This is a genomic window from Citrobacter sp. Cpo147, from assembly GCF_030332405.1.
Classification (GTDB): domain Bacteria; phylum Pseudomonadota; class Gammaproteobacteria; order Enterobacterales; family Enterobacteriaceae; genus Citrobacter; species Citrobacter portucalensis.
This window is the reverse complement of record NZ_JAOWHX010000039.1, coordinates 128653-148380: the sequence shown is the minus strand read 5'-3', so window position 1 is coordinate 148380 and position 19728 is coordinate 128653. Positions and strand designations below refer to the sequence as shown.

Annotated in this window: 20 protein-coding genes; 12 read left to right on the top strand and 8 right to left on the bottom strand. The window is 55.0% G+C overall.

The annotated features are described in order from the left end of the window. Nucleotides 1–136 precede the first annotated feature (136 nt). From hypE to hypA, 5 genes are all read right to left on the bottom strand, one after another. Nucleotides 137–1147: a hydrogenase maturation carbamoyl dehydratase HypE gene (gene hypE / locus OGY06_RS18975; protein ID WP_003825897.1), complete on the bottom strand. Its 1011-nt coding sequence runs from the start codon at nucleotides 1145–1147 to the stop codon at nucleotides 137–139. Beyond that, nucleotides 1144–2265: a hydrogenase formation protein HypD gene (gene hypD, locus OGY06_RS18970; RefSeq protein WP_003825899.1), complete on the bottom strand. Its 1122-nt coding sequence runs from the start codon at nucleotides 2263–2265 to the stop codon at nucleotides 1144–1146. Before hypD ends, hypE begins: the two co-directional genes overlap by 4 nt. After that, nucleotides 2266–2538 (bottom strand): hydrogenase 3 maturation protein HypC, encoded by a 273-nt coding sequence (gene hypC / locus OGY06_RS18965; protein ID WP_003037411.1) that lies wholly within the window; start codon nucleotides 2536–2538, stop codon nucleotides 2266–2268. It abuts the gene before it with no gap. Continuing rightward, entirely contained in the window at nucleotides 2529–3401 is an 873-nt protein-coding gene (gene hypB, locus OGY06_RS18960; protein WP_003037409.1) for a hydrogenase nickel incorporation protein HypB, read from the bottom strand. Before hypB ends, hypC begins: the two co-directional genes overlap by 10 nt. A 103-nt stretch (nucleotides 3402–3504) precedes the next feature. Beyond that, nucleotides 3505–3876 (bottom strand): hydrogenase maturation nickel metallochaperone HypA, encoded by a 372-nt coding sequence (gene hypA, locus OGY06_RS18955; protein ID WP_003825904.1) that lies wholly within the window; start codon nucleotides 3874–3876, stop codon nucleotides 3505–3507. A 198-nt stretch (nucleotides 3877–4074) separates the two neighbouring features. Here hypA and hycA point away from each other — a divergent pair, with 198 nt between their 5' ends. The 9 genes from hycA (at nucleotide 4075) to hycI (ending at nucleotide 11953) form a co-directional block, all read left to right on the top strand. Continuing rightward, nucleotides 4075–4533 carry a formate hydrogenlyase regulator HycA gene (hycA, locus tag OGY06_RS18950; RefSeq protein WP_003825906.1) on the top strand — a complete coding sequence of 153 codons (459 nt, stop codon included), beginning with the start codon at nucleotides 4075–4077 and terminating at the stop codon, nucleotides 4531–4533. Nucleotides 4534–4676: 143 nt separating this feature from the next. Continuing rightward, nucleotides 4677–5288, top strand: coding sequence for a formate hydrogenlyase subunit HycB (hycB, locus tag OGY06_RS18945; protein WP_003825909.1), 612 nt, complete (start codon nucleotides 4677–4679; stop codon nucleotides 5286–5288). After that, nucleotides 5285–7111, top strand: coding sequence for a formate hydrogenlyase subunit 3 (gene hycC / locus OGY06_RS18940; RefSeq protein WP_063940968.1), 1827 nt, complete (start codon nucleotides 5285–5287; stop codon nucleotides 7109–7111). The genes hycB and hycC overlap by 4 nt, the downstream gene beginning before the upstream one ends. A gap of 2 nt (nucleotides 7112–7113) precedes the next feature. After that, nucleotides 7114–8037: a respiratory chain complex I subunit 1 family protein gene (locus OGY06_RS18935; protein ID WP_003825914.1), complete on the top strand. Its 924-nt coding sequence runs from the start codon at nucleotides 7114–7116 to the stop codon at nucleotides 8035–8037. Between the two features lie 17 nt (nucleotides 8038–8054). Continuing rightward, a complete protein-coding gene (hycE, locus tag OGY06_RS18930; RefSeq protein WP_003037393.1) occupies nucleotides 8055–9764 on the top strand; it encodes a formate hydrogenlyase subunit HycE in 1710 nt (569 codons plus the stop codon). A gap of 9 nt (nucleotides 9765–9773) precedes the next feature. After that, nucleotides 9774–10316, top strand: a complete 543-nt coding sequence (locus tag OGY06_RS18925; RefSeq protein WP_003825918.1) for a formate hydrogenlyase complex iron-sulfur subunit — start codon at nucleotides 9774–9776, stop codon at nucleotides 10314–10316. Beyond that, on the top strand, nucleotides 10316–11083 hold the full coding sequence (gene hycG / locus OGY06_RS18920) for a formate hydrogenlyase subunit HycG (RefSeq protein WP_003037388.1): 768 nt from the start codon (nucleotides 10316–10318) through the stop codon (nucleotides 11081–11083). The genes OGY06_RS18925 and hycG overlap by 1 nt, the downstream gene beginning before the upstream one ends. Next, nucleotides 11080–11490, top strand: a complete 411-nt coding sequence (locus tag OGY06_RS18915) for a formate hydrogenlyase maturation HycH family protein (RefSeq protein WP_003037385.1) — start codon at nucleotides 11080–11082, stop codon at nucleotides 11488–11490. Before hycG ends, OGY06_RS18915 begins: the two co-directional genes overlap by 4 nt. After that, nucleotides 11483–11953: a hydrogenase maturation peptidase HycI gene (gene hycI / locus OGY06_RS18910; RefSeq protein ID WP_003825921.1), complete on the top strand. Its 471-nt coding sequence runs from the start codon at nucleotides 11483–11485 to the stop codon at nucleotides 11951–11953. Before OGY06_RS18915 ends, hycI begins: the two co-directional genes overlap by 8 nt. Nucleotides 11954–12009: 56 nt before the next feature. On the opposite strand, the gene OGY06_RS18905 is transcribed toward hycI, so the two are convergent. The 3 genes from OGY06_RS18905 to ascF form a co-directional block, all read right to left on the bottom strand. Then, nucleotides 12010–12249 (bottom strand): SymE family type I addiction module toxin, encoded by a 240-nt coding sequence (locus OGY06_RS18905; protein ID WP_003825923.1) that lies wholly within the window; start codon nucleotides 12247–12249, stop codon nucleotides 12010–12012. 172 nt (nucleotides 12250–12421) lie between these two features. After that, the gene (locus OGY06_RS18900) at nucleotides 12422–13846 is read right to left on the bottom strand and encodes a 6-phospho-beta-glucosidase (protein ID WP_286605875.1); all 1425 of its coding nucleotides are present in this window, start codon (nucleotides 13844–13846) and stop codon (nucleotides 12422–12424) included. A gap of 22 nt (nucleotides 13847–13868) precedes the next feature. Then, nucleotides 13869–15323, bottom strand: a complete 1455-nt coding sequence (ascF, locus tag OGY06_RS18895; protein ID WP_286605874.1) for a PTS cellobiose/arbutin/salicin transporter subunit IIBC — start codon at nucleotides 15321–15323, stop codon at nucleotides 13869–13871. A 264-nt stretch (nucleotides 15324–15587) separates the two neighbouring features. On the opposite strand from ascF, the gene OGY06_RS18890 reads away from it, so the two are divergent. The 3 genes from OGY06_RS18890 (at nucleotide 15588) to hypF (ending at nucleotide 19676) form a co-directional block, all read left to right on the top strand. After that, on the top strand, nucleotides 15588–16601 hold the full coding sequence (locus OGY06_RS18890; RefSeq protein ID WP_284962427.1) for a LacI family DNA-binding transcriptional regulator: 1014 nt from the start codon (nucleotides 15588–15590) through the stop codon (nucleotides 16599–16601). 145 nt (nucleotides 16602–16746) lie between these two features. Next, a complete protein-coding gene (hydN, locus tag OGY06_RS18885) occupies nucleotides 16747–17292 on the top strand; it encodes an electron transport protein HydN (RefSeq protein WP_003037366.1) in 546 nt (181 codons plus the stop codon). A 143-nt stretch (nucleotides 17293–17435) separates the two neighbouring features. Further along, nucleotides 17436–19676, top strand: coding sequence for a carbamoyltransferase HypF (hypF, locus tag OGY06_RS18880; protein WP_286605873.1), 2241 nt, complete (start codon nucleotides 17436–17438; stop codon nucleotides 19674–19676). The last annotated feature ends 52 nt before the right edge of the window (nucleotides 19677–19728 follow it).

Below are 19728 nucleotides of genomic sequence, written 5' to 3'. Positions count from 1 at the left end.
GCCTGCCACTGAACTGGCCAGGATATACAATCCGTTGGCCCGATCAGCAAAGCGGTATCAGGCATAATGCAGCATTAACGCCGGATGTTGACGCTAATGCGTCTTATCCGGCCTACAGCATGCTGCCAACCGGCTGCTAGCATATACGAGGTAATGGTTCGGCGTGTGGTAAATCGAGGGTTCGTTTCACGCCGTAGAGTCCGGCAAGACGAACACCTTTGCGTTCGACCACTTCACCAATCATTGCAGCATCGCACCCTAACGGATGCGCGCGCAGCGCGGCAAGTACGGTTTCAGCGGCCTGGCGTTCAACGGCAATCACTAGTTTGCCTTCGTTAGCAAAGTTGAGCGCATCCAGACCCAGCAGCTCGCAAACGCCACGCACCGCAGGCTTCACGGGCAGGGCAGCTTCAGACAGCTCAATACCAAATCCGCATGCAGCGGCAAATTCATGCGTGACCGCATTCACGCCGCCACGGGTGGCGTCACGTAGCGCCTTCACGCCAGGAATATCACGCAGCGTCTGGATAAGCGGCGTTAATACCGCACAATCGCTGACCAGTTCGCCATCCAGACCTAGCTGTTCACGTAGGTTAAGGATAGTTGCGCCGTGATCGCCAAGAGAGCCACTTACCAGCAGCACATCACCCACGCTGAGAGTCTGTGCACCCCAGTGAATGTTGGCGGGAATTGCCCCCATTCCGGCAGTGTTAATGAACAGCTTGTCTGCTGCACCACGCTGCACGACTTTGGTATCGCCAGTCACGATGGCGATACCTGCTTCGCGCGCGGTTGCTGCCATGCTGTTAACAACGGTTTTCAGTGTCTCCATCGGCAGGCCCTCTTCGAGGATAAAACCGCAGGAAAGGTAGCGTGGAATAGCTCCGCTGACCGCCACGTCGTTAGCCGTACCGCAGATGGCCAGCTTGCCGATATTGCCGCCGGGGAAGAACAATGGATCGATAACGTAGCTGTCAGTTGAAAACGCCAGACGGTCGCCTTCTGCCACCAGTTGTGCCAGTTCCAGACGCGCTTGATCTTCTTGTTCCGCCAGCCACGGATTCGCGAAAGCCTCCATAAACAGACTGTTGATCAACTGCTGCATAGCCTGACCGCCGCTACCGTGGGCGAGTTGTACGCTGTTCATGCTTCACACTCCTGCTGACGATACTGATACCAGGCGGCACATGCGCCTTCTGAGGAGACCATCAGGGCGCCAAACGCGGTCTCCGGGTTACACGTTTTGCCAAATAACGGGCACTGATGTGGTTTACATCTGCCCGTCAGCACTTCCCCACAACGCGCGCGCGGATCGTCATACACCTGCTGCGGCGCTGGCTGGAAATGTGCTTCGGCATCAAAGCGCTGATAGTCCGGCGTCAGGTGAACGCCAGAAGATTCGATAACGCCCAGACCGCGCCATTCGCTGTCACCATTGACGCAGAACACCTCGGCAATGGCCTGTTGCGCTAACGCGTTACCGGCATCCGGTACCACGCGGCGGTACTGGTTTTCTACCTGGCTTTGGGCTGCAATTTTCTGCTCAATTAACATCACTACGCCTTGCAGGAGATCGAGCGGTTCAAAACCGGCGACCACCAGCGGGCGATGGAAATCTGAAGCAATGAAGTTGTAGGCGTCGGTGCCAATCACCATGCTGACGTGGCCCGGTGCTAAAAAGGCGTCGATACCGTTGTCCGGCTGTTCCAGCAGGCTACGCAGCGTAGGGATAAGCGTGATGTGCTGGCAGAAAAAGTAAAAGTTCTGCACGTCACGCTGCTTTGCCTGTTGCAGGGTGATAGCGGTCGTTGGCATTGTGGTTTCAAAACCCAGGCCAAAGAACACCACTTTACGCGTTGGGTTTTCCTGTGCCAGCTTCAGTGCATCCATCGGTGAATAGACAATACGGATATCCGCACCGCGCGCCTTGGCTTGCAGCAGGGAGCCTTGCTTACCCGGGACGCGCATAGCGTCGCCAAAGGTGCAGAAAATCACTTCTGGATGGCTGGCAATTTCTACACAGCTGTCGATTCTGCCCATTGGCAGAACGCAAACCGGGCAACCCGGACCATGAATAAACTCCACGTTTTCCGGTAACAACTGGTCGAGCCCGAATTTGAAGATAGCGTGGGTATGACCACCACAAACTTCCATGATTCGCAGCGGGCGTTCAGCCGTGTAGGAGAGGTGGGCGGCACGTTCACACAGGTGCTCTATCAACTGCATCACCTGCTCTGGTGCGCGGTATTCGTCAACAAAACGCATTTATTTTTCCTCGCCGTACAGCAACGCGCCGACATCCGGCTCAACGTCAAACATGTTTTGCAGCGCGTCGAGCGTATCGCGCGCTTCAGCTTCATTAATGATGCTCATGGCAAAACCGACGTGGACCAGTACCCACTGGCCGAGGCGCGGTTGGCCATGTTCATCACAGCTACCGACCAGCGTCAGGTCAACGTCGCGCTGAATACCGCAAACGTCGACTTTGGCCTGGTTGCCATCAATGGTGCGGATTTGACCCGGAACACCTATGCACATCGCTGCGTCTCCAGCCAGGAGAGCCATTGATCCATCCCTTCACCACTGGTGGCGGAAATTAGGATAATCTCAATCCCCGGGTTCACTTCCCTGGCGCTGGCGATGCATTTTTCAACGTCAAAATTGAGGTACGGCAGCAGATCCACTTTATTGAGCAGCATCAGCGATGCGGCGGCAAACATATGCGGGTATTTCAGCGGTTTGTCTTCACCTTCGGTTACTGAAAGCACGGCCACTTTATGGCGCTCGCCGAGGTCGAAGCTGGCCGGGCAGACCAGGTTGCCGACGTTTTCAATGAACAGAATACCGTTATCGTCAAGCGGCAAACGCGGCGCGGCGTCAGCAATCATTTGTGCGTCAAGGTGGCAACCTTTACCGGTGTTGACCTGAATGGCGGGTGTGCCAGTGGCGCGAATACGGGCGGCATCGTTCACCGTCTGCTGGTCACCTTCAATAACGGCGCACGGCACGCTATCTTTCAGCTTCATCAGCGTTTCGGTCAGCAGGGTGGTTTTACCAGAGCCCGGGCTTGAAACAAGGTTCAGTACCAGATGCTGACGGGCCGCAAAGCGGGCACGGTTGCGCTCGGCGAGGCGGTTGTTTTTGTCCAGTACGTCAATTTCCACTTCCAGCATACGGCGTTGACTCATACCTGGTGCGTGGGTTCCTGCCTCACCGTGACCGTAGTGCAAATCGCCTTCTTCGGTCTGGCTCGGTGTGAAATTTGAGGTCTTCACACCGGTAATATTCAGCGCCGGACGAGCCGCTGGGGCAAATGGCGCGCTGCGAAACGCCGAGTGGGGATTATGCTCATCACCCTCTATATATAGGTTGCCTTCAGCGCAACCACATGTCGTACACATCGCTCACTCCTGATCTTTTTACTTGCGATACATCTGTTGCCGGATGGCTGCGTTGCCTTATCCGGCCTACAAACGAGCTCTTTCTGTAGGCTGGATAAGACGCTTAAGCGTCGCCATCCGGCGCTGGAGTTTCATCTATTTCAATACGTCGAATCTGTAAGCCGTCATCGGCCACAATTCTCAGCATATCGCTGTTGCATTGCGGACATCGGCGCACGCGTTGCGTCAGTAACGTGACGTATTGCTGACAAGATTCGCACCAACATTCGGCTTCTTGTTCTTCGAGGTGGAGTTTACAACCTTCTGCAAGGGTCCCGCGGCATACCAGATCAAAACAAAAGGAGAGAGCGCTGGTTTCTACGCAAGAAAATGCGCCAATTTTGAGCCAGACCCCAGTTACTCGCTGAGCACCGTGTTGCGTGGCCTGTTGTTCAATCAATTCCAGTGCCCGTTGGCAGAGGGTTATTTCGTGCATACCGCCTCCTGTGAAGTTGCCGTATTAAAAGCAATAAGCATGCCAGGTTGATTTTTTTCATTTGTGACAATGACGACGATGACGAAATGACATGTCGTCACCCGCCTTTTATTTTTTATCTATATGAAAATTAAGTGATTTAATTTTGGCATGAAATGTGCTTAAGGCTGTTCATCTCTGCTAAACGGGTAACCTGACATGACTATTTGGGAAATAAGCGAAAAAGCCGATTACATCGCTGAACGGCATCGTCGCCTACAGGACCAGTGGCGTATTTACTGCAACTCGCTGGTTCAGGGGATCACCCTGTCAAAAGCGCGTTTGCATCATGCGATGAGCTGCGCGCCGGACAAGGATCTCTGCTTCGTCCTTTTTGAACACTTCACTATCTACGTCACGCTGGCGGACGGCTTTAACAGCCATACCATCGAATACTACGTCGAAACGAAAGACGGTGATGATAAACAGCTGATTGCACAGGCAGAATTGACTATCGACGGTAAGGTCGATGAGCGTATTAGCAACCGCGACCGCGAGCAGGTGCTGGATCACTATCTCGAAAAAATCGCCACCGTCTACGACAGCCTGTACACCGCGGTTGAGAACAATATGCCGGTGAATTTAAGCCAGCTGGTTGAGGGACATAGCCCGGCTTAAGCCTCGGGTGCTGCCCACTTTGTCATGGTGCGGTCTACATACTGCGTCACGACGTTTTAGGGAATGGGCATGTCGAAAAATGTCGAAATGACATTTGGTAGACATGTTTTCGTCAAAAATGACTATCACCTGAGGAATGCCTGGTGAATCGTTTTGTAATTGCTGACTCCACTCTTTGTATTGGCTGCCACACCTGTGAAGCCGCCTGCTCAGAGACACATCGCCAGCATGGCCTGCAGTCAATGCCGCGCCTGAAAGTGATGTTAAATGAAAAAGAATCCGCGCCGCAGCTTTGCCACCAGTGTGAAGATGCGCCTTGCGCCACCGTGTGTCCGGTTAATGCCATTAACCGCGTTGATGGCGCCGTACAGCTGAACGAAAGCTTGTGCGTAAGCTGCAAACTGTGCGGGATCGCTTGTCCGTTTGGCGCGATAGAGTTTTCCGGTAGCCGTCCGCTACATATTCCGGCAAACGCCAATACGCCAAAAGCGCCTCCGGCTCCGCCAGCGCCTGCTCGCGTGAGTTCGCTGTTGGACTGGGTTCCCGGCGTTCGTGCCATCGCGGTGAAATGCGATCTGTGTAGTTTTGACGAGCAAGGTCCTGCCTGCGTGCGCATGTGTCCGACCAAAGCCCTGCATCTGGTGAGCAACATGGATATCGCCCGCGCCAGCAAACGTAAGCGTGAGCTGACTTTCAATACCGATTTCGGCGATCTCACCTTGTTTCAGCAGGCTCAGAGTGGGGATGCAAAATGAGCGCAATTTCACTGATTAACAGCGGCGTAGCCTGGTTTACAGCGGCTGCGGTTCTGGCATTTCTGTTTTCATTTCATAAATCGCTGAGCGGCTGGATTGCTGGAGTTGGCGGTGCGGTCGGCAGCCTGTTTACGGCAGCCGCGGGTTTTACCGTTCTGACTAATGCGCTGGCGGTGAGCGGCGTGATGCCGTTTATTGGTCACAGTCTGCAAATTACTCCGCTGAATGCTATCTGGCTGATTACGCTGGGCCTGTGCGGCCTGTTTGTCAGCCTGTACAACATTGACTGGCATCGTCATCCGCAGGTGAAAGCTAACGGCCTGCTGGTGAATCTGCTGATGGCCGCGGCGGTATGTGCGGTGGTTGCCAGCAACCTCGGTACGCTGGTGGTGATGGCGGAAATCATGGCGCTGTGTGCCGTGTTCCTTACCGGATGCAGTAAAGAAGGCAAACTGTGGTTTGCACTGGGGCGTATTGGTACGCTACTGCTGGCGGTCGCCTGCTACCTGGTGTGGCAACGTTACGGCACTCTGGAGCTGCGTCTTCTTGACCTGCGCACCCAGGAGCTGCCGCTCGGGTCTGACATCTGGCTGCTGGGCGTGGCAGGTTTTGGCCTGCTGGCCGGCATTATTCCGCTGCACGGTTGGGTGCCACAGGCACACGCCAATGCCAGCGCACCGGCTGCGGCGCTGTTCTCTACCGTCGTCATGAAGGTTGGTCTGCTGGGTATTCTCTCCCTGTCGTTGCTGGGCGGTAACGCGCCGCTGTGGTGGGGGATTACGCTGCTGGTGCTGGGCATGATCACCGCGTTTGTTGGCGGTCTGTATGCGCTGATGGAGCACAACATCCAGCGTCTGCTGGCGTACCACACGCTGGAAAACATCGGCATTATTCTGCTGGGTCTGGGTGCTGGCGTGACCGGAATTTCCCTGAATCAACCGGCGCTGATTGCGCTGGGTTTGACCGGCGGTCTGTATCATCTGGTTAACCACAGCCTGTTCAAAAGCGTTCTGTTCCTGGGTGCAGGCAGCATCTGGTTCCGTACCGGTCATCGTGATATCGAAAAACTGGGCGGTATCGGTAAACGTATGCCGGTTATCTCGCTGGCGATGCTGGTTGGTCTGATGGCGATGGCCGCGCTGCCGCCGCTGAACGGTTTTGCCGGTGAGTGGGTTATCTACCAATCCTTCTTTAAGCTCGGCAATAGCGGCGCATTTGTCGGTAGCCTGTTAGGACCGTTGCTGGCGGTAGGGCTGGCAATTACCGGCGCGCTGGCGGTGATGTGTATGGCGAAAGTCTATGGCGTTACGTTCCTTGGCGCACCGCGCACGAAGGAAGCTGAAAATGCCTGCTGCGCGCCAATCCTGATGGGGGTGAGCGTCGTCGCGCTGGCTATCTGCTGCGTGATTGGCGGCGTTGCTGCGCCGTGGCTGCTGCCGATGATCTCCTCTGCCGTTCCGCTGCCGTTGGAAACCGCGAACACCACCGTTTCTCAGCCAATGATCACGCTGCTGCTGATCGCGTGTCCGCTGCTGCCGTTCATCATCATGGCCATTTTCAAAGGCAACCGTCTGCCATCGCGTTCACGCGGTGCGGCGTGGGTGTGTGGTTACGATCATGAGCAGTCAATGGTGATTACCGCGCACGGTTTTGCCATGCCGGTGAAAGAAGCCTTTGCCCCGGTACTCAAACTGCGTAAATGGCTGAACCCGGTATCACTGGTTCCGGGCTGGCAGAATGCGGCTGCACCGGTGCTGTTCCGTCGCCTGGCGCTGATTGAGCTGGCGGTGCTGGTGGTGATTGTGGTTTCACGAGGAGCCTGAGAATGAGTGTTTTATATCCGTTAATTCAGGCGCTGGTGCTGTTTGCCGTTGCGCCGCTGCTGTCCGGTGTTACCCGCGTGGCGCGTGCGCGTTTGCACAATCGCCGCGGTCCGGGCGTTTTGCAGGAATACCGCGACATTATCAAACTGCTGGGCCGTCAGAGCATTGCGCCTGCGGATTCCAGCTGGGTTTTCCGCCTGACGCCGTTTGTGATGGTGGGCGTGATGCTGACTATCGCCACTGCGTTGCCGGTAGTGACCGTTGGCTCGCCGCTGCCACAACTGGGCGATCTGATCACCTTAATTTACCTGTTCGCCATCGCCCGTTTCTTCTTCTCTATCGCGGGACTGGATACCGGTAGCCCGTTTACCGCCATTGGCGCCAGCCGTGAAGCGATGCTCGGCGTGCTGGTTGAACCTATTTTGCTGCTGGGACTGTGGGTAGCGGCACAGGTTGCGGGTTCAACCCATATCAGCAATATCGCCGATACCATTTACCACTGGCCTGCTGCGCGCAGCATCCCGCTGATTCTGGCACTGTGCGCCTGTGCTTTCGCCACCTTTATCGAAATGGGCAAACTGCCGTTCGATCTGGCGGAAGCAGAGCAGGAGTTGCAGGAAGGTCCATTGACTGAATACAGCGGCAGCGGTTTTGCCGTGCTGAAATGGGGCATTAGCCTCAAACAGCTGGTCGTTCTGCAAATGTTCGTTGGCGTGTTCCTGCCGTGGGGACAGATGGAAACCTTCACCGCCGGCGGGCTGCTGCTGGCGCTGGTGATTGCCGTCGTCAAGCTGGTCCTCGGCGTGCTGGTCATCGCCCTGTTCGAAAACAGCATGGCGCGTCTGCGTTTTTGCGCCACTTCACGCGTGACCTGGGCCGGTTTTGGGTTTGCGTTTTTAGCGTTCGTCTCCTTGCTGGTGGCGTGATTTAAGAGAGTTTGAGCATGTCTGAAGAAAAATTAGGTCAACAATATCTCGCTGCGCTGCACCAGGCCTTTCCGGGCGTGGTGCTGGATGAAGCCTGGCAGACCAAAGATCAGCTGACGATCACCGTCAAGGTGAACTACCTGCCGGAAGTGGTTGAGTTCCTGTACTACAAACAGGGCGGCTGGTTATCCGTGCTGTTTGGTAACGACGAACGTCAGCTGTGCGGTCATTACGCCGTTTATTACGTGATGTCGATGGAGCAAGGCACCAAGTGCTGGATAACCGTCCGCGTTGAAGTCGATGCCAATAAACTGGAGTTCCCGTCCGTCACGCCGCGCGTTCCAGCAGCGGTCTGGGGCGAGCGTGAAGTGCGCGACATGTACGGTTTGATCCCGGTTGGTTTACCGGATGAGCGCCGTCTGGTGTTACCGGATGACTGGCCGGATGAACTCTATCCGCTGCGTAAAGACAGTATGGATTATCGTCAGCGCCCGGCGCCGACTACCGATGCTGAAACCTACGAGTTCATCAACGAACTGGGCGACAAGAAAAATAACGTGGTGCCGATTGGCCCGTTGCACGTCACCTCCGATGAACCCGGTCACTTCCGCCTGTTCGTTGACGGCGAGAACATTATCGACGCCGATTACCGTCTGTTCTATGTCCACCGCGGCATGGAGAAACTGGCGGAAACCCGTATGGGTTATAACGAAGTGACGTTCCTGTCGGATCGCGTGTGCGGCATCTGCGGCTTTGCGCATAGCACCGCTTATACCACCTCCGTTGAGAATGCGATGGGCATCGTGGTGCCGGAACGTGCGCAGATGATACGCGCCATTCTGCTGGAAGTTGAGCGTCTGCACTCGCACCTGCTCAACCTCGGCCTGGCCTGTCACTTCACCGGTTTTGACTCCGGCTTTATGCAGTTCTTCCGCGTGCGTGAAACGTCGATGAAGATGGCGGAGATCCTCACTGGGGCACGTAAAACCTACGGTTTGAACCTGATCGGCGGTATTCGTCGTGACCTGCTGAAAGAAGATATGATCCAGACCCGTCAACTGGCGCAGCAGATGCGTCGTGACGTGCAGGAACTGGTCGATATGCTGCTCAGCACGCCGAACATGGAACAGCGTACGGTTGGTATTGGTCGTCTGGATCCGGAAATTGCCCGTGACTTCAGTAACGTCGGCCCGATGGTTCGCGCCAGTGGCCACGCACGTGACACCCGCGCCGATCACCCGTTTGTCGGTTATGGTCTGCTGCCGATGGAAGTTCACAGCGAGCAGGGCTGCGACGTTATTTCTCGCCTGAAAGTCCGTATCAATGAAGTCTACACCGCGCTGAATATGATCGACTTTGGTCTGGATAACCTGCCGGGCGGCCCGCTGATGGTGGAAGGCTTTACCTATATTCCTCACCGTTTCGCACTGGGCTTTGCTGAAGCGCCGCGTGGAGATGACATCCACTGGAGCATGACCGGCGACAACCAGAAACTGTATCGCTGGCGCTGCCGTGCGGCGACTTACGCCAACTGGCCGACGCTGCGCTACATGCTGCGTGGCAATACCGTTTCCGATGCCCCGCTGATTATCGGTAGCCTCGATCCTTGCTACTCCTGTACTGACCGTATGACTGTGGTCGATGTGCGTAAGAAGAAGAGCAAAGTCGTGCCGTACAAAGAACTTGAGCGCTACAGCATCGAGCGTAAAAACTCGCCGCTGAAATAAGGAATCGCCATGTTTACCTTTATCAAAAAAGTCATCAAAACCGGGGCGCCGACGTCGTCGTATCCGCTGGAGCCGATTGCGGTCGATAAAAACTTCCGTGGCAAACCGGAACATAATCCGCAGCAGTGCATCGGCTGTGCGGCCTGTGTGAATGCGTGCCCGTCGAACGCGCTGACGGTAGAAACCGATCTGGTCACCAATGAGCTGGCGTGGCAGTTCAACCTTGGGCGCTGCATTTTCTGCGCCCGCTGCGAAGAAGTCTGCCCGACAGCGGCAATCAAGCTGTCGCAGGAGTATGAGCTGGCGGTGTGGAAGAAAGATGATTTCCTGCAGCAGTCTCGTTTTGGGCTGTGCAATTGCCGCGTATGTAACCGTCCGTTTGCGGTGCAAAAAGAGATTGATTACGCCATTGCGCTGCTTAAGCACAACGGTGATACCCGCGCGGAAAACCACCGTGAAAGCTTTGAGACCTGCCCGGACTGTAAGCGCCAGAAATGCCTGGTGCCGTCTGACCGTATTGAACTGACTCGCCATATGAAAGAGGCCAGCTGATGAGCAATTTATTAGGCCCACGTGACGCCAACGGTATTCCGGTACCGATGACGGTGGATGAATCCATTGCCAGCATGAAAGCATCGCTGCTGAAAAGCATTAAGCGTTCAGCGTATGTTTACCGCGTGGACTGCGGCGGCTGCAACGGTTGCGAAATCGAAATCTTTGCCACGCTTTCTCCGCTGTTTGATGCCGAACGTTTTGGCATCAAAGTCGTACCGTCACCGCGCCATGCGGATATTCTGCTGTTTACCGGCGCGGTAACTCGTGCCATGCGCTCTCCGGCGCTGCGTGCCTGGCAGTCTGCGCCAGATCCGAAAATTTGTATCTCTTACGGTGCCTGCGGTAACAGCGGCGGTATCTTCCACGACTTATACTGCGTATGGGGCGGCACGGACAAAATCGTACCGGTGGACGTGTATATTCCTGGCTGTCCGCCGACGCCTGCGGCAACGCTGTACGGTTTTGCCATGGCGCTGGGTCTGCTGGAGCAAAAAATTCACGCGCGTGCGCCGGGTGAACTGGACGAACAGCCGGCGGAAATTCTGCATCCGGACATGGTTCAGCCGCTGCGCGTGAAAGTGGATCGCGAGGCTCGCCGTCTGGCGGGATACCGCTATGGTCGCCAGATTGCTGATGACTATATGACGCAGTTAGGGCAGGGCGAGCATCAGGTGGCGCGTTGGCTGGAAGCGGAAAACGATCCGCGTCTGACCGAGATCGTCACGCATCTTAATCATGTTGTCGAAGAGGCGCGTATCCGATGAGTGAAACGGTGGTGTTCAGTCAACTGAGCCGTAAGTTTATTGATGAGAACGATGCGACGCCCGCTGAGGCGCAGCAGGTTGTCTATTACAGCCTGGCGATTGGTCACCACCTTGGGATCATCGATTGCCTGGAAGCGGCGTTAACTTGCCCATGGGACGAATATCTGGCATGGATTGCTACCCTTGCTGAGGGAAGCGAAGCACGCCGGAAAATGGAAGGCGTGCCGAAATACGGCGAGATCGTTATCGATTTCAACCATGTGCAAATGCTGGCGCGCGCGTTCGATGATGCGCGTGCCGTGCAGACCCCGCAGCAGCAGGAGTGGAGCAAACTGATGCTTAGCATGCTGCACGACATACACCAGGAAAGCGCCATCTATCTGATGGTGAGGAGACACCGTGACTGACGTTTTATTATGTGTGGGTAACAGCATGATGGGCGATGACGGCGCGGGCCCGCTGCTGGCTGAAATGTGTGCTGCAAATCCTCAAGGCAACTGGGTTGTCATCGATGGCGGTAGCGCGCCGGAGAACGATATTGTTGCCATCCGCGAACTGCGTCCGCAACGTTTGTTGATTGTTGATGCCACCGATATGGGGCTGAACCCAGGTGAAATCCGCATTATCGATCCCGATGATATTGCCGAGATGTTCATGATGACGACCCATAACATGCCGCTGAACTACCTGGTCGATCAGTTGAAAGACGATGTTGGTGAGGTGATTTTCCTCGGCATTCAACCGGACATCGTCGGTTTTTACTACCCGATGACACAGCCGATCAAAGACGCGGTTGATACCGTCTATCAGCGATTAGCCGGTTGGGAAGGATACGGTGGATTCTCCGAGCTGGAAGCGCCAGAAGAGTAAACCGTATCAGTGCCGGATGTGAACGACATCCGGCCTGTTTTCCCAGTGTATCCTCGTCAGTCAATTGCCTGTTCAATAATTAATTTCCCCTGCATCACTGATACATTCACTGCCGTTCCGGTCGGAAATCCAGCTTGTTCCAGCCAGTCGCCGTTCAGCGTGAGCGAGGCGTGACGACTGATTCGTCGCGTGTAACCCGTTTTTGGATCTTCATGGCGTTTTCTGACATAGCTGACTTTCAGGCGACGTACCGGTTTGGTGATTGCCACTGCTGTTTTGCCCTTTTTATCAAACATGCACGCTTCCTTGTGGTGAACGGCCAGGATTAAAAACTACTGAATAAAATGCCAGTAAAAAAGGGGGAGGGCAAACCTGAAACTGGAAGGACGATTCCAAATCTGGAATGTAATAAATGAAATGAAAATATGTACTTCTGCCGGAAGGCTGTAACCCCCTCCGGCAGATCCGTCATGCCAGATCGGCACCGTTACTGGCGATGACTTTTTTGTACCACCAGAATGATTTCTTGCGTGTACGTGCCAGCGTGCCGTTGCCCGCGTCATCGCGGTCCACGTACACAAAACCGTAGCGTTTGCTCATCTCACCGGTTGAGGCAGAAACCAGATCGATACAGCCCCAGGTGGTGTAACCCATCAGCGGCACGCCATCTTCAATCGCGTCTGCCATGGCGCGAATATGTTCGCGTAAATAGCTGATGCGATAGTCGTCATTGATCTCACCGTTAGCATCAATTTCATCTTTCGCTCCCAGCCCGTTTTCCACCAGAAACAGCGGCTTCTGATAGCGGTCATACATCATATTCATGGTGATGCGCAGGCCGAGCGGATCGATGCCCCAACCCCATTCACTGGCGGCAATGTACGGATTACGCAGCGACTTCACCACGTTGGCAGCGCTGGTATTGCCCGTGTTCATTTCAGCGGAGGCGCAGCGCGATGCGTAATAGCTGAACGAGATGAAATCGACGGTGTTTTTCAGGATGTCGTCGTCTTCCGGGGCTTTTTCGATTACCACGCCTTTTTCGCGAAACACGCGGGCAGAGTAAGCCGGGTAGGCCCCGCGCGCCTGCACATCAATAAAGAACAGGTTTTCACGGTCTTTTTCCAGTGCGGTCCACACATCTTCCGGCTTACACGAGTAAGGATAAAAATTACCGCCAGCCAGCATACAACCGACCTGGTTTTGCGGATTAATTTCATGAGCTATTTTAGTCGCAAGGGCGCTGGCTATCAGTTCGTGGTGAGCGGACTGATATTTCACCTGATCCTGATTTTCACCTTCTTCAAATACCAGCCCGGCGCCTGAAAAGGGGCTGTGCAGCATGATGTTGATTTCGTTGAACGTCAGCCAGTACTTCACCAGACCGTCAAAGGCCTCGAAGCAGGTACGGGCGTAGCGGGTAAAGAACTCCACCATTTTGCGGTTACGCCAGGAGCCGTACTCAGTGACCAGATGCATAGGCACATCGAAGTGACACAGCGTGACTAATGGCTCAATACCGTATTTTTTACACTCGGCAAACACGGCCCGATAAAACGCGATTCCGTCTTCATTCGGCGTCAGCTCGTCGCCGTTAGGGTAGAGGCGGCTCCAGGCAATGGAAGTACGAAAAACCGTAAACCCCATTTCCGCCATCAGCGCGATATCTGCTTTATAGCGATGATAAAAGTCGATCGCCTGATGGCTGGGATAAAATTCGTCATCCCGCAGCGTAAAGCGCCTTTCCTGACCCAGTTTGACGGGCATGCGGTGTGTGCCGTGGGGGATCATATCGACGGTAGTCAGCCCTTTGCCGCCTTCCCGGTATGCCCCTTCAGACTGGTTGGCGGCCAGTGCGCCGCCCCATAAAAATCCTTGCGGAAAAACAGACATAATTAACCTCAGTTCATACCAGTCAAATGCTGGCTCCATTGATATTGCCCGGTTGTGCGGCCTGGTTTTTTCTGGCCTGCGCGGCTGCATCTTCGACAGGAATATCTTCAAAGCCGAGAATCAGCGTTAGTACAAAAGAAAGCACTAGCGCCAGCGCCATCACGCCAAATACCCAAACGATGGTCATCGGATTGGCCGGATCGAAAAACTGGACGCTGGTGAACAGACCTGGAGCCGCCATGGAGTGGCTTGCAAGTCCGGCCATTCCAGCAACAGCACCGCAGATAAAACCGCTGATAAGGCTCGCAATCAGCGGACGTTTCAGGCGGATTGCCACGCCATACAGCGCGGGTTCGGAAATGCCCGCCATGATGGCTGAGGCGGCGGCCGCTAACGCCGTCTGGCGCAGCTCCGGGTTTTTGGTTTTCCATGCCACTGCCAGCGATGAACCACCTAACGACAAATTGGCGCCAATTTCCGATGGCATTACCATGCCTTCTTTTCCGGTTTCGGCAATGGTCTGAATAATGGTTGGCGTAAAGACACGGTGCATACCGGTCATTACCAGCAGCGGCCACAGCGCGCCCATAATGGCTACCGACAGCCAGCCGAGATAGCCGTGGATGGTATAGACCAGCGCTGAAATCGCGCTACCGATCCAGATACCGATTGGGCCAATGATGACGATGGCGAGCGGGGCGGCGATCAGCACGATCAGCATCGGTTTGAGGAAGTTTTTGGTCACCGCCGGAGTTATACGATCGACCCAACGTTCGATGTATGACAAGCACCAGGTCATGACCAGCGCCGGGATCACCGTGTAGGTGTATTTCACCGCCGTCACCGGGATCAGGGCAAACTCAACGTGCTCACCCTGCGCGGCCTTCGCCATCAGGTCGATAAAGCTGGGATGCACCAGTACGCCCGCGATGGCGATAGCCAGCGACATGTTGGTTTTGAATTTGATAGCGGCCGACGCGGCGACCATCAGCGGCAGGAAGAAGAATGCGCCGTCACCGATAACGGTCAGAATGGTGAGCGTGGACGATCCTTTCACCAGCACGCCAGTCATTTCCAGAACCATCGCCAGCAGCTTGAGCATTGATCCGCCGATAATCGCTGGGATCAACGGCGACATAGTGCCGATCAGCGCATCAAGGATCCCCGCGCCAATCCGCTTCAGCGTCAGTTGGGGTTTGATTTGCGGCTCAGCAGGCTGCATGTTGGCAGGCAACAGGCTGACCACTTCACGATACGCCTGCGAAACGGTGTTGCCGATAATCACCTGACACTGGTTCTCGTTACGCACCACGCCGAGCACGCCAGTGAGGGTTTTCAGCGTAGCACTGTCGACCAGCGAGTCATCTTTGAGAACGAAACGCAAACGGGTCATACAGTGGGTCACTGCTGTGATGTTGTTGACGCCTCCCAGAGCCGTCACAACGGAGCGCGCCAGCGCTGCATAATTCTTGGACATCGGATTTAATCCTGTTTTATCAGTAGAGTACGTTATGTTTTATCCGTTTACGTGGGTCGCTTTTCTGAGTTGATGAAACGCAGATAGGAAACCGGTTCCACAAAATCATGTTTAAATTGCATTAAATTATCAAGGTTTAATTTTGATCATTTTTTGTAATTGTGACTCCGATCACCAGATGTCAGCGTCTGTGATTTAGCAGCAAGGACAGCGGCAAAACGGTGAAGTACACTGCGTCACATTGAGAGAAAAGGGATGAGTAATATGACCACGATGCTGGAGGTGGCGAAGCGTGCCGGGGTGTCGAAAGCGACGGTTTCCCGGGTGCTTTCCGGAAACGGCTATGTCAGCCAGGAAACCAAAGACCGCGTGTTTCAGGCCATTAAAGAGAGTGGTTACCGCCCAAATTTGCTGGCGCGCAGTCTGGCGGCGAAAACCACGCAGACGCTGGGTCTGGTGGTAACGAATACCCTTTATCACGGCGTCTATTTCAGCGAGCTGCTGTTTCATACCGCGCGGATGGCGGAAGATAAAGGACGCCAGCTGTTACTGGCTGACGGTAAGCACAGCGCTGAGGAAGAGCGCCAGGCGATCCAGTACCTGCTCGACCTGCGCTGTGACGCGATTATGATTTATCCGCGTTTTCTCAGCGTGGATGAGATAGACGATATCATCGATGCCCACAGCCAGCCGATTATGGTGCTTAATCGACGCCTGCGGAAAAACAGTAGCCACAGCGTATGGTGCGATCAAAAGCAGACCAGCTTTAACGCCGTTACTCAGCTCATTGCCGCCGGGCATAAAGAGATTGGTTTTATTACTGGCTCGATGGATTCGCCAACCGGCGTGGAGCGACTTTCAGGTTATAAAGACGCGCTGGCACATCATGGTATCGCCCTAAATAATGATCTGATTGTTAAAGGGAAATGGACGCCAGCCTGCGGCGCTGCGGGTGTGGATACTTTGCTTTCGCGCAAGGTCAATTTTACCGCATTGGTGGCCAGCAATGACGATATGGCGATCGGCGCGATGAAGCAGTTGCACGGGCATGGTGTGAGCGTTCCCGCACAGGTGTCGGTGATTGGCTTTGATGATATCGCTCTCGCGCCATACACTATTCCGGCGCTTTCCAGCGTTAAAATCCCGGTAACAGAAATGATTCAGGAAACGATTGGGCGTCTGATCTTTATGTTGGGTGACGGGGCGTTTACGCCGTCAAAGACCTTCACCGGTGAACTCATTGCGCGCGACTCAGTTGCGCCGCTAGTTTCGCGCTGACGGCTGTCATTTGTCATCGTCACTAGTGACGATGACACGCCTTTCTTGCGTTCTTCAAAACAAAATTCCTTTAATAACAGTAAATTAAATTCTGGCACGATTTGTGTATGCTTCGGCAGATATTCTGTCATTGCTGGAGAAATTGATGAACCGTTTCATCATTGCAGACGCCAATAAATGCATTGGTTGCCGTACCTGTGAAGTGGCCTGCGTGGTATCCCATCAGGATAACCAGGACTGCGCATCGCTGACCCCTGAAACCTTTTTACCCCGTATTCACGTCATCAAAGGCGTTAATGTCTCCACGGCGACGCTGTGCCGCCAGTGCGAAGACGCGCCGTGCGCTAACGTCTGTCCAAACGGTGCGATCAGCCGTGATAAAGGTTTTGTTCATGTAATGCAGGAACGTTGCATTGGCTGTAAAACCTGCGTTGTGGCTTGTCCTTACGGCGCAATGGAAGTGGTCGTGCGTCCGGTCGTGCGTAACAGCGGCGCAGGTCTGAACGTCCGTGCAGAAAAAGCGGAAGCCAATAAGTGCGACCTGTGCCACCATCGTGAGGCCGGTCCTGCCTGTATGGAAGTGTGCCCGACTCACGCGCTGATTTATGTGGATCGCAATAAGCTTGAGCAACTGAGCGCGGAAAAACGTCGTCGCGCTGCGCTGGATTCCACCGCATCTTTGCTGTTCTGATATCTGAAAATCCGCGTAAAATACGGTAGTACTTATGCCGGATGGCGGCTTCGCCTTATCCGGCCTACTGTTCGCATCCACGTAGGCCTGATAAGCGTAGCGCTATCGGGCAAACCGGGATAGATGACTGCGGGAACGACTTAATGACAATAAACAACCACTCCGGCGTACAGCTGCGTATTCGCGGTAAGGTACAGGGCGTCGGATTTCGCCCCTACGTCTGGCAACTGGCGCGGCGGTTACAACTGCATGGCGATGTGTGTAACGACGGTGACGGTGTGGTTGTGCGCTTACAGGAAGATCCAGCGGAATTTATTGCGCAGTTGCATCAACACTGCCCACCGCTGGCGCGCATTGACAGCGTTGAAAGCGAACCATTCGCCTGGACGCAGCAGCCTGCCGATTTCTCGATTCGTCAAAGTGCTGGCGGTACGATGAATACGCAAATCGTTCCGGACGCCGCGACCTGTCCCGAATGCCTTGTAGAAATGAACACCCCCGGCGAACGTCGTTACCGATACCCCTTTATCAACTGCACCCACTGTGGTCCGCGTTTTACGATTATCCGCGCCATGCCCTACGATCGTCCGTTTACCGTAATGGCGTCATTCCCACTCTGCGCGCAATGTGACAAAGAGTATCGCGATCCGTACGACCGTCGCTTCCACGCCCAGCCAGTGGCTTGTCCAGCATGCGGCCCTCATCTGGAGTGGTTCTGTGCGGGTGAGCGAGCGGAGAAAGAAGAGGCGCTGCAGGCGGCGGTATCGCGGCTGAAAGCAGGCGGTATTGTGGCGGTTAAAGGCATTGGTGGGTTTCATCTGGTGTGCGATGCGCGAAATGATAACGCCGTAGCGCTACTCAGGCTGCGCAAACACCGTCCGGCGAAACCTCTGGCAGTGATGCTGCCCTCTGATGAAGGATTGCCTGAACCCGCTCGTCGTTTGCTGACTACCCCTGCTGCGCCGATCGTGCTGGTGCAGAAACGCTATGTCGCTGCATTGAGCGAGGGTATTGCGCCAGGGTTAACGGAGGTTGGCGTCATGCTGCCAGCGAATCCGTTACAGCATTTGCTCTTACAAGAGATGAATTGTCCGCTGGTGATGACCTCTGGCAACCTCAGCGGCAGGCCTCCGGCCATTACCAACGCCCAGGCGCTGGAAGATTTACACGACATTGCCGACGGTTTCCTGCTGCATAATCGCGAAATTGTGCAGCGGATGGATGACTCCGTGGTGCGCGACAGTGGGGAAATGCTGCGTCGTTCCCGAGGATATGTGCCAGATGCGGTCGCACTACCGCCAGGATTTCGCGACGTGCCGCCAATGCTGTGCTTAGGGGCGGATCTGAAAAATACTTTCTGTCTGGTGCGCGGCGAGCAGGCGGTTATCAGCCAGCATTTGGGCGATCTCAGCGATGACGGCATTCAGCAACAGTGGCGTGATGCGCTACGCCTGATCCAGAACATTTATGACTTTATGCCGCAGCGTATTGTGCATGATGCACACCCTGGCTATGTTTCAAGTCAGTGGGCCAGTGAAATGGAGCTGCCAACTGAAACGGTGCTGCATCACCATGCGCATGCCGCTGCGTGTCTTGCGGAGCACGGCTGGCCGCTCAATGGCGGTGATGTGATTGCTCTGACGCTAGACGGTATCGGTATGGGGGAAAACGGCGCGCTGTGGGGTGGTGAGTGTTTGCGGGTTAACTATCGTGAATGCGAACACCTTGGCGGCTTACCGGCGGTAGCGCTGGCGGGCGGTGATCTGGCGGCAAAACAGCCGTGGCGTAATCTGCTCGCGCAGTGCCTGCGTTTTGTTCCTGACTGGCCGCATTATCCGGAAACATCGGTGCTGCAACATCAAAACTGGAACGTGCTGGTGCGCGCGATTGAACGGGGAATTAACGCTCCGCTGGCGTCATCGTGCGGACGACTGTTTGATGCCGTTGCCGCCGCGTTGCAATGTGCACCGGAATCATTGAGTTATGAAGGTGAAGCGGCTTGTGCGCTTGAGGCGATGGCATCGCAATGTGATGGTGTTGATCATCCGGTCACGCTGCCGCTTGATGACACTCAGCTGGACTTAGCGGTTTTTTGGCAGCAATGGCTGAACTGGCAGGCCAAACCAGCAGAAAGGGCATGGGCGTTTCACGACGCGCTGGCGTGTGGGTTTGCCACTCTGATGCGAAAGCAGGCTGAAGTGCGCGGGATCAAGACGTTAGTATTCAGTGGTGGCGTGATGCATAACCGCTTATTGTCGGCCCGTCTGGCGTTTTATCTGCGTGATTTTACCTTACTGTTCCCGCAGCGTTTACCGGCGGGCGACGGCGGGTTGTCATTGGGGCAGGGCGTGATTGCCGCGGCGCGAGCGTTGGCGCAAAAATAAAAAAAAAGCCCCGGGACTGGCGGGGCAAGAAAAACATGTCGGGGCATACCGA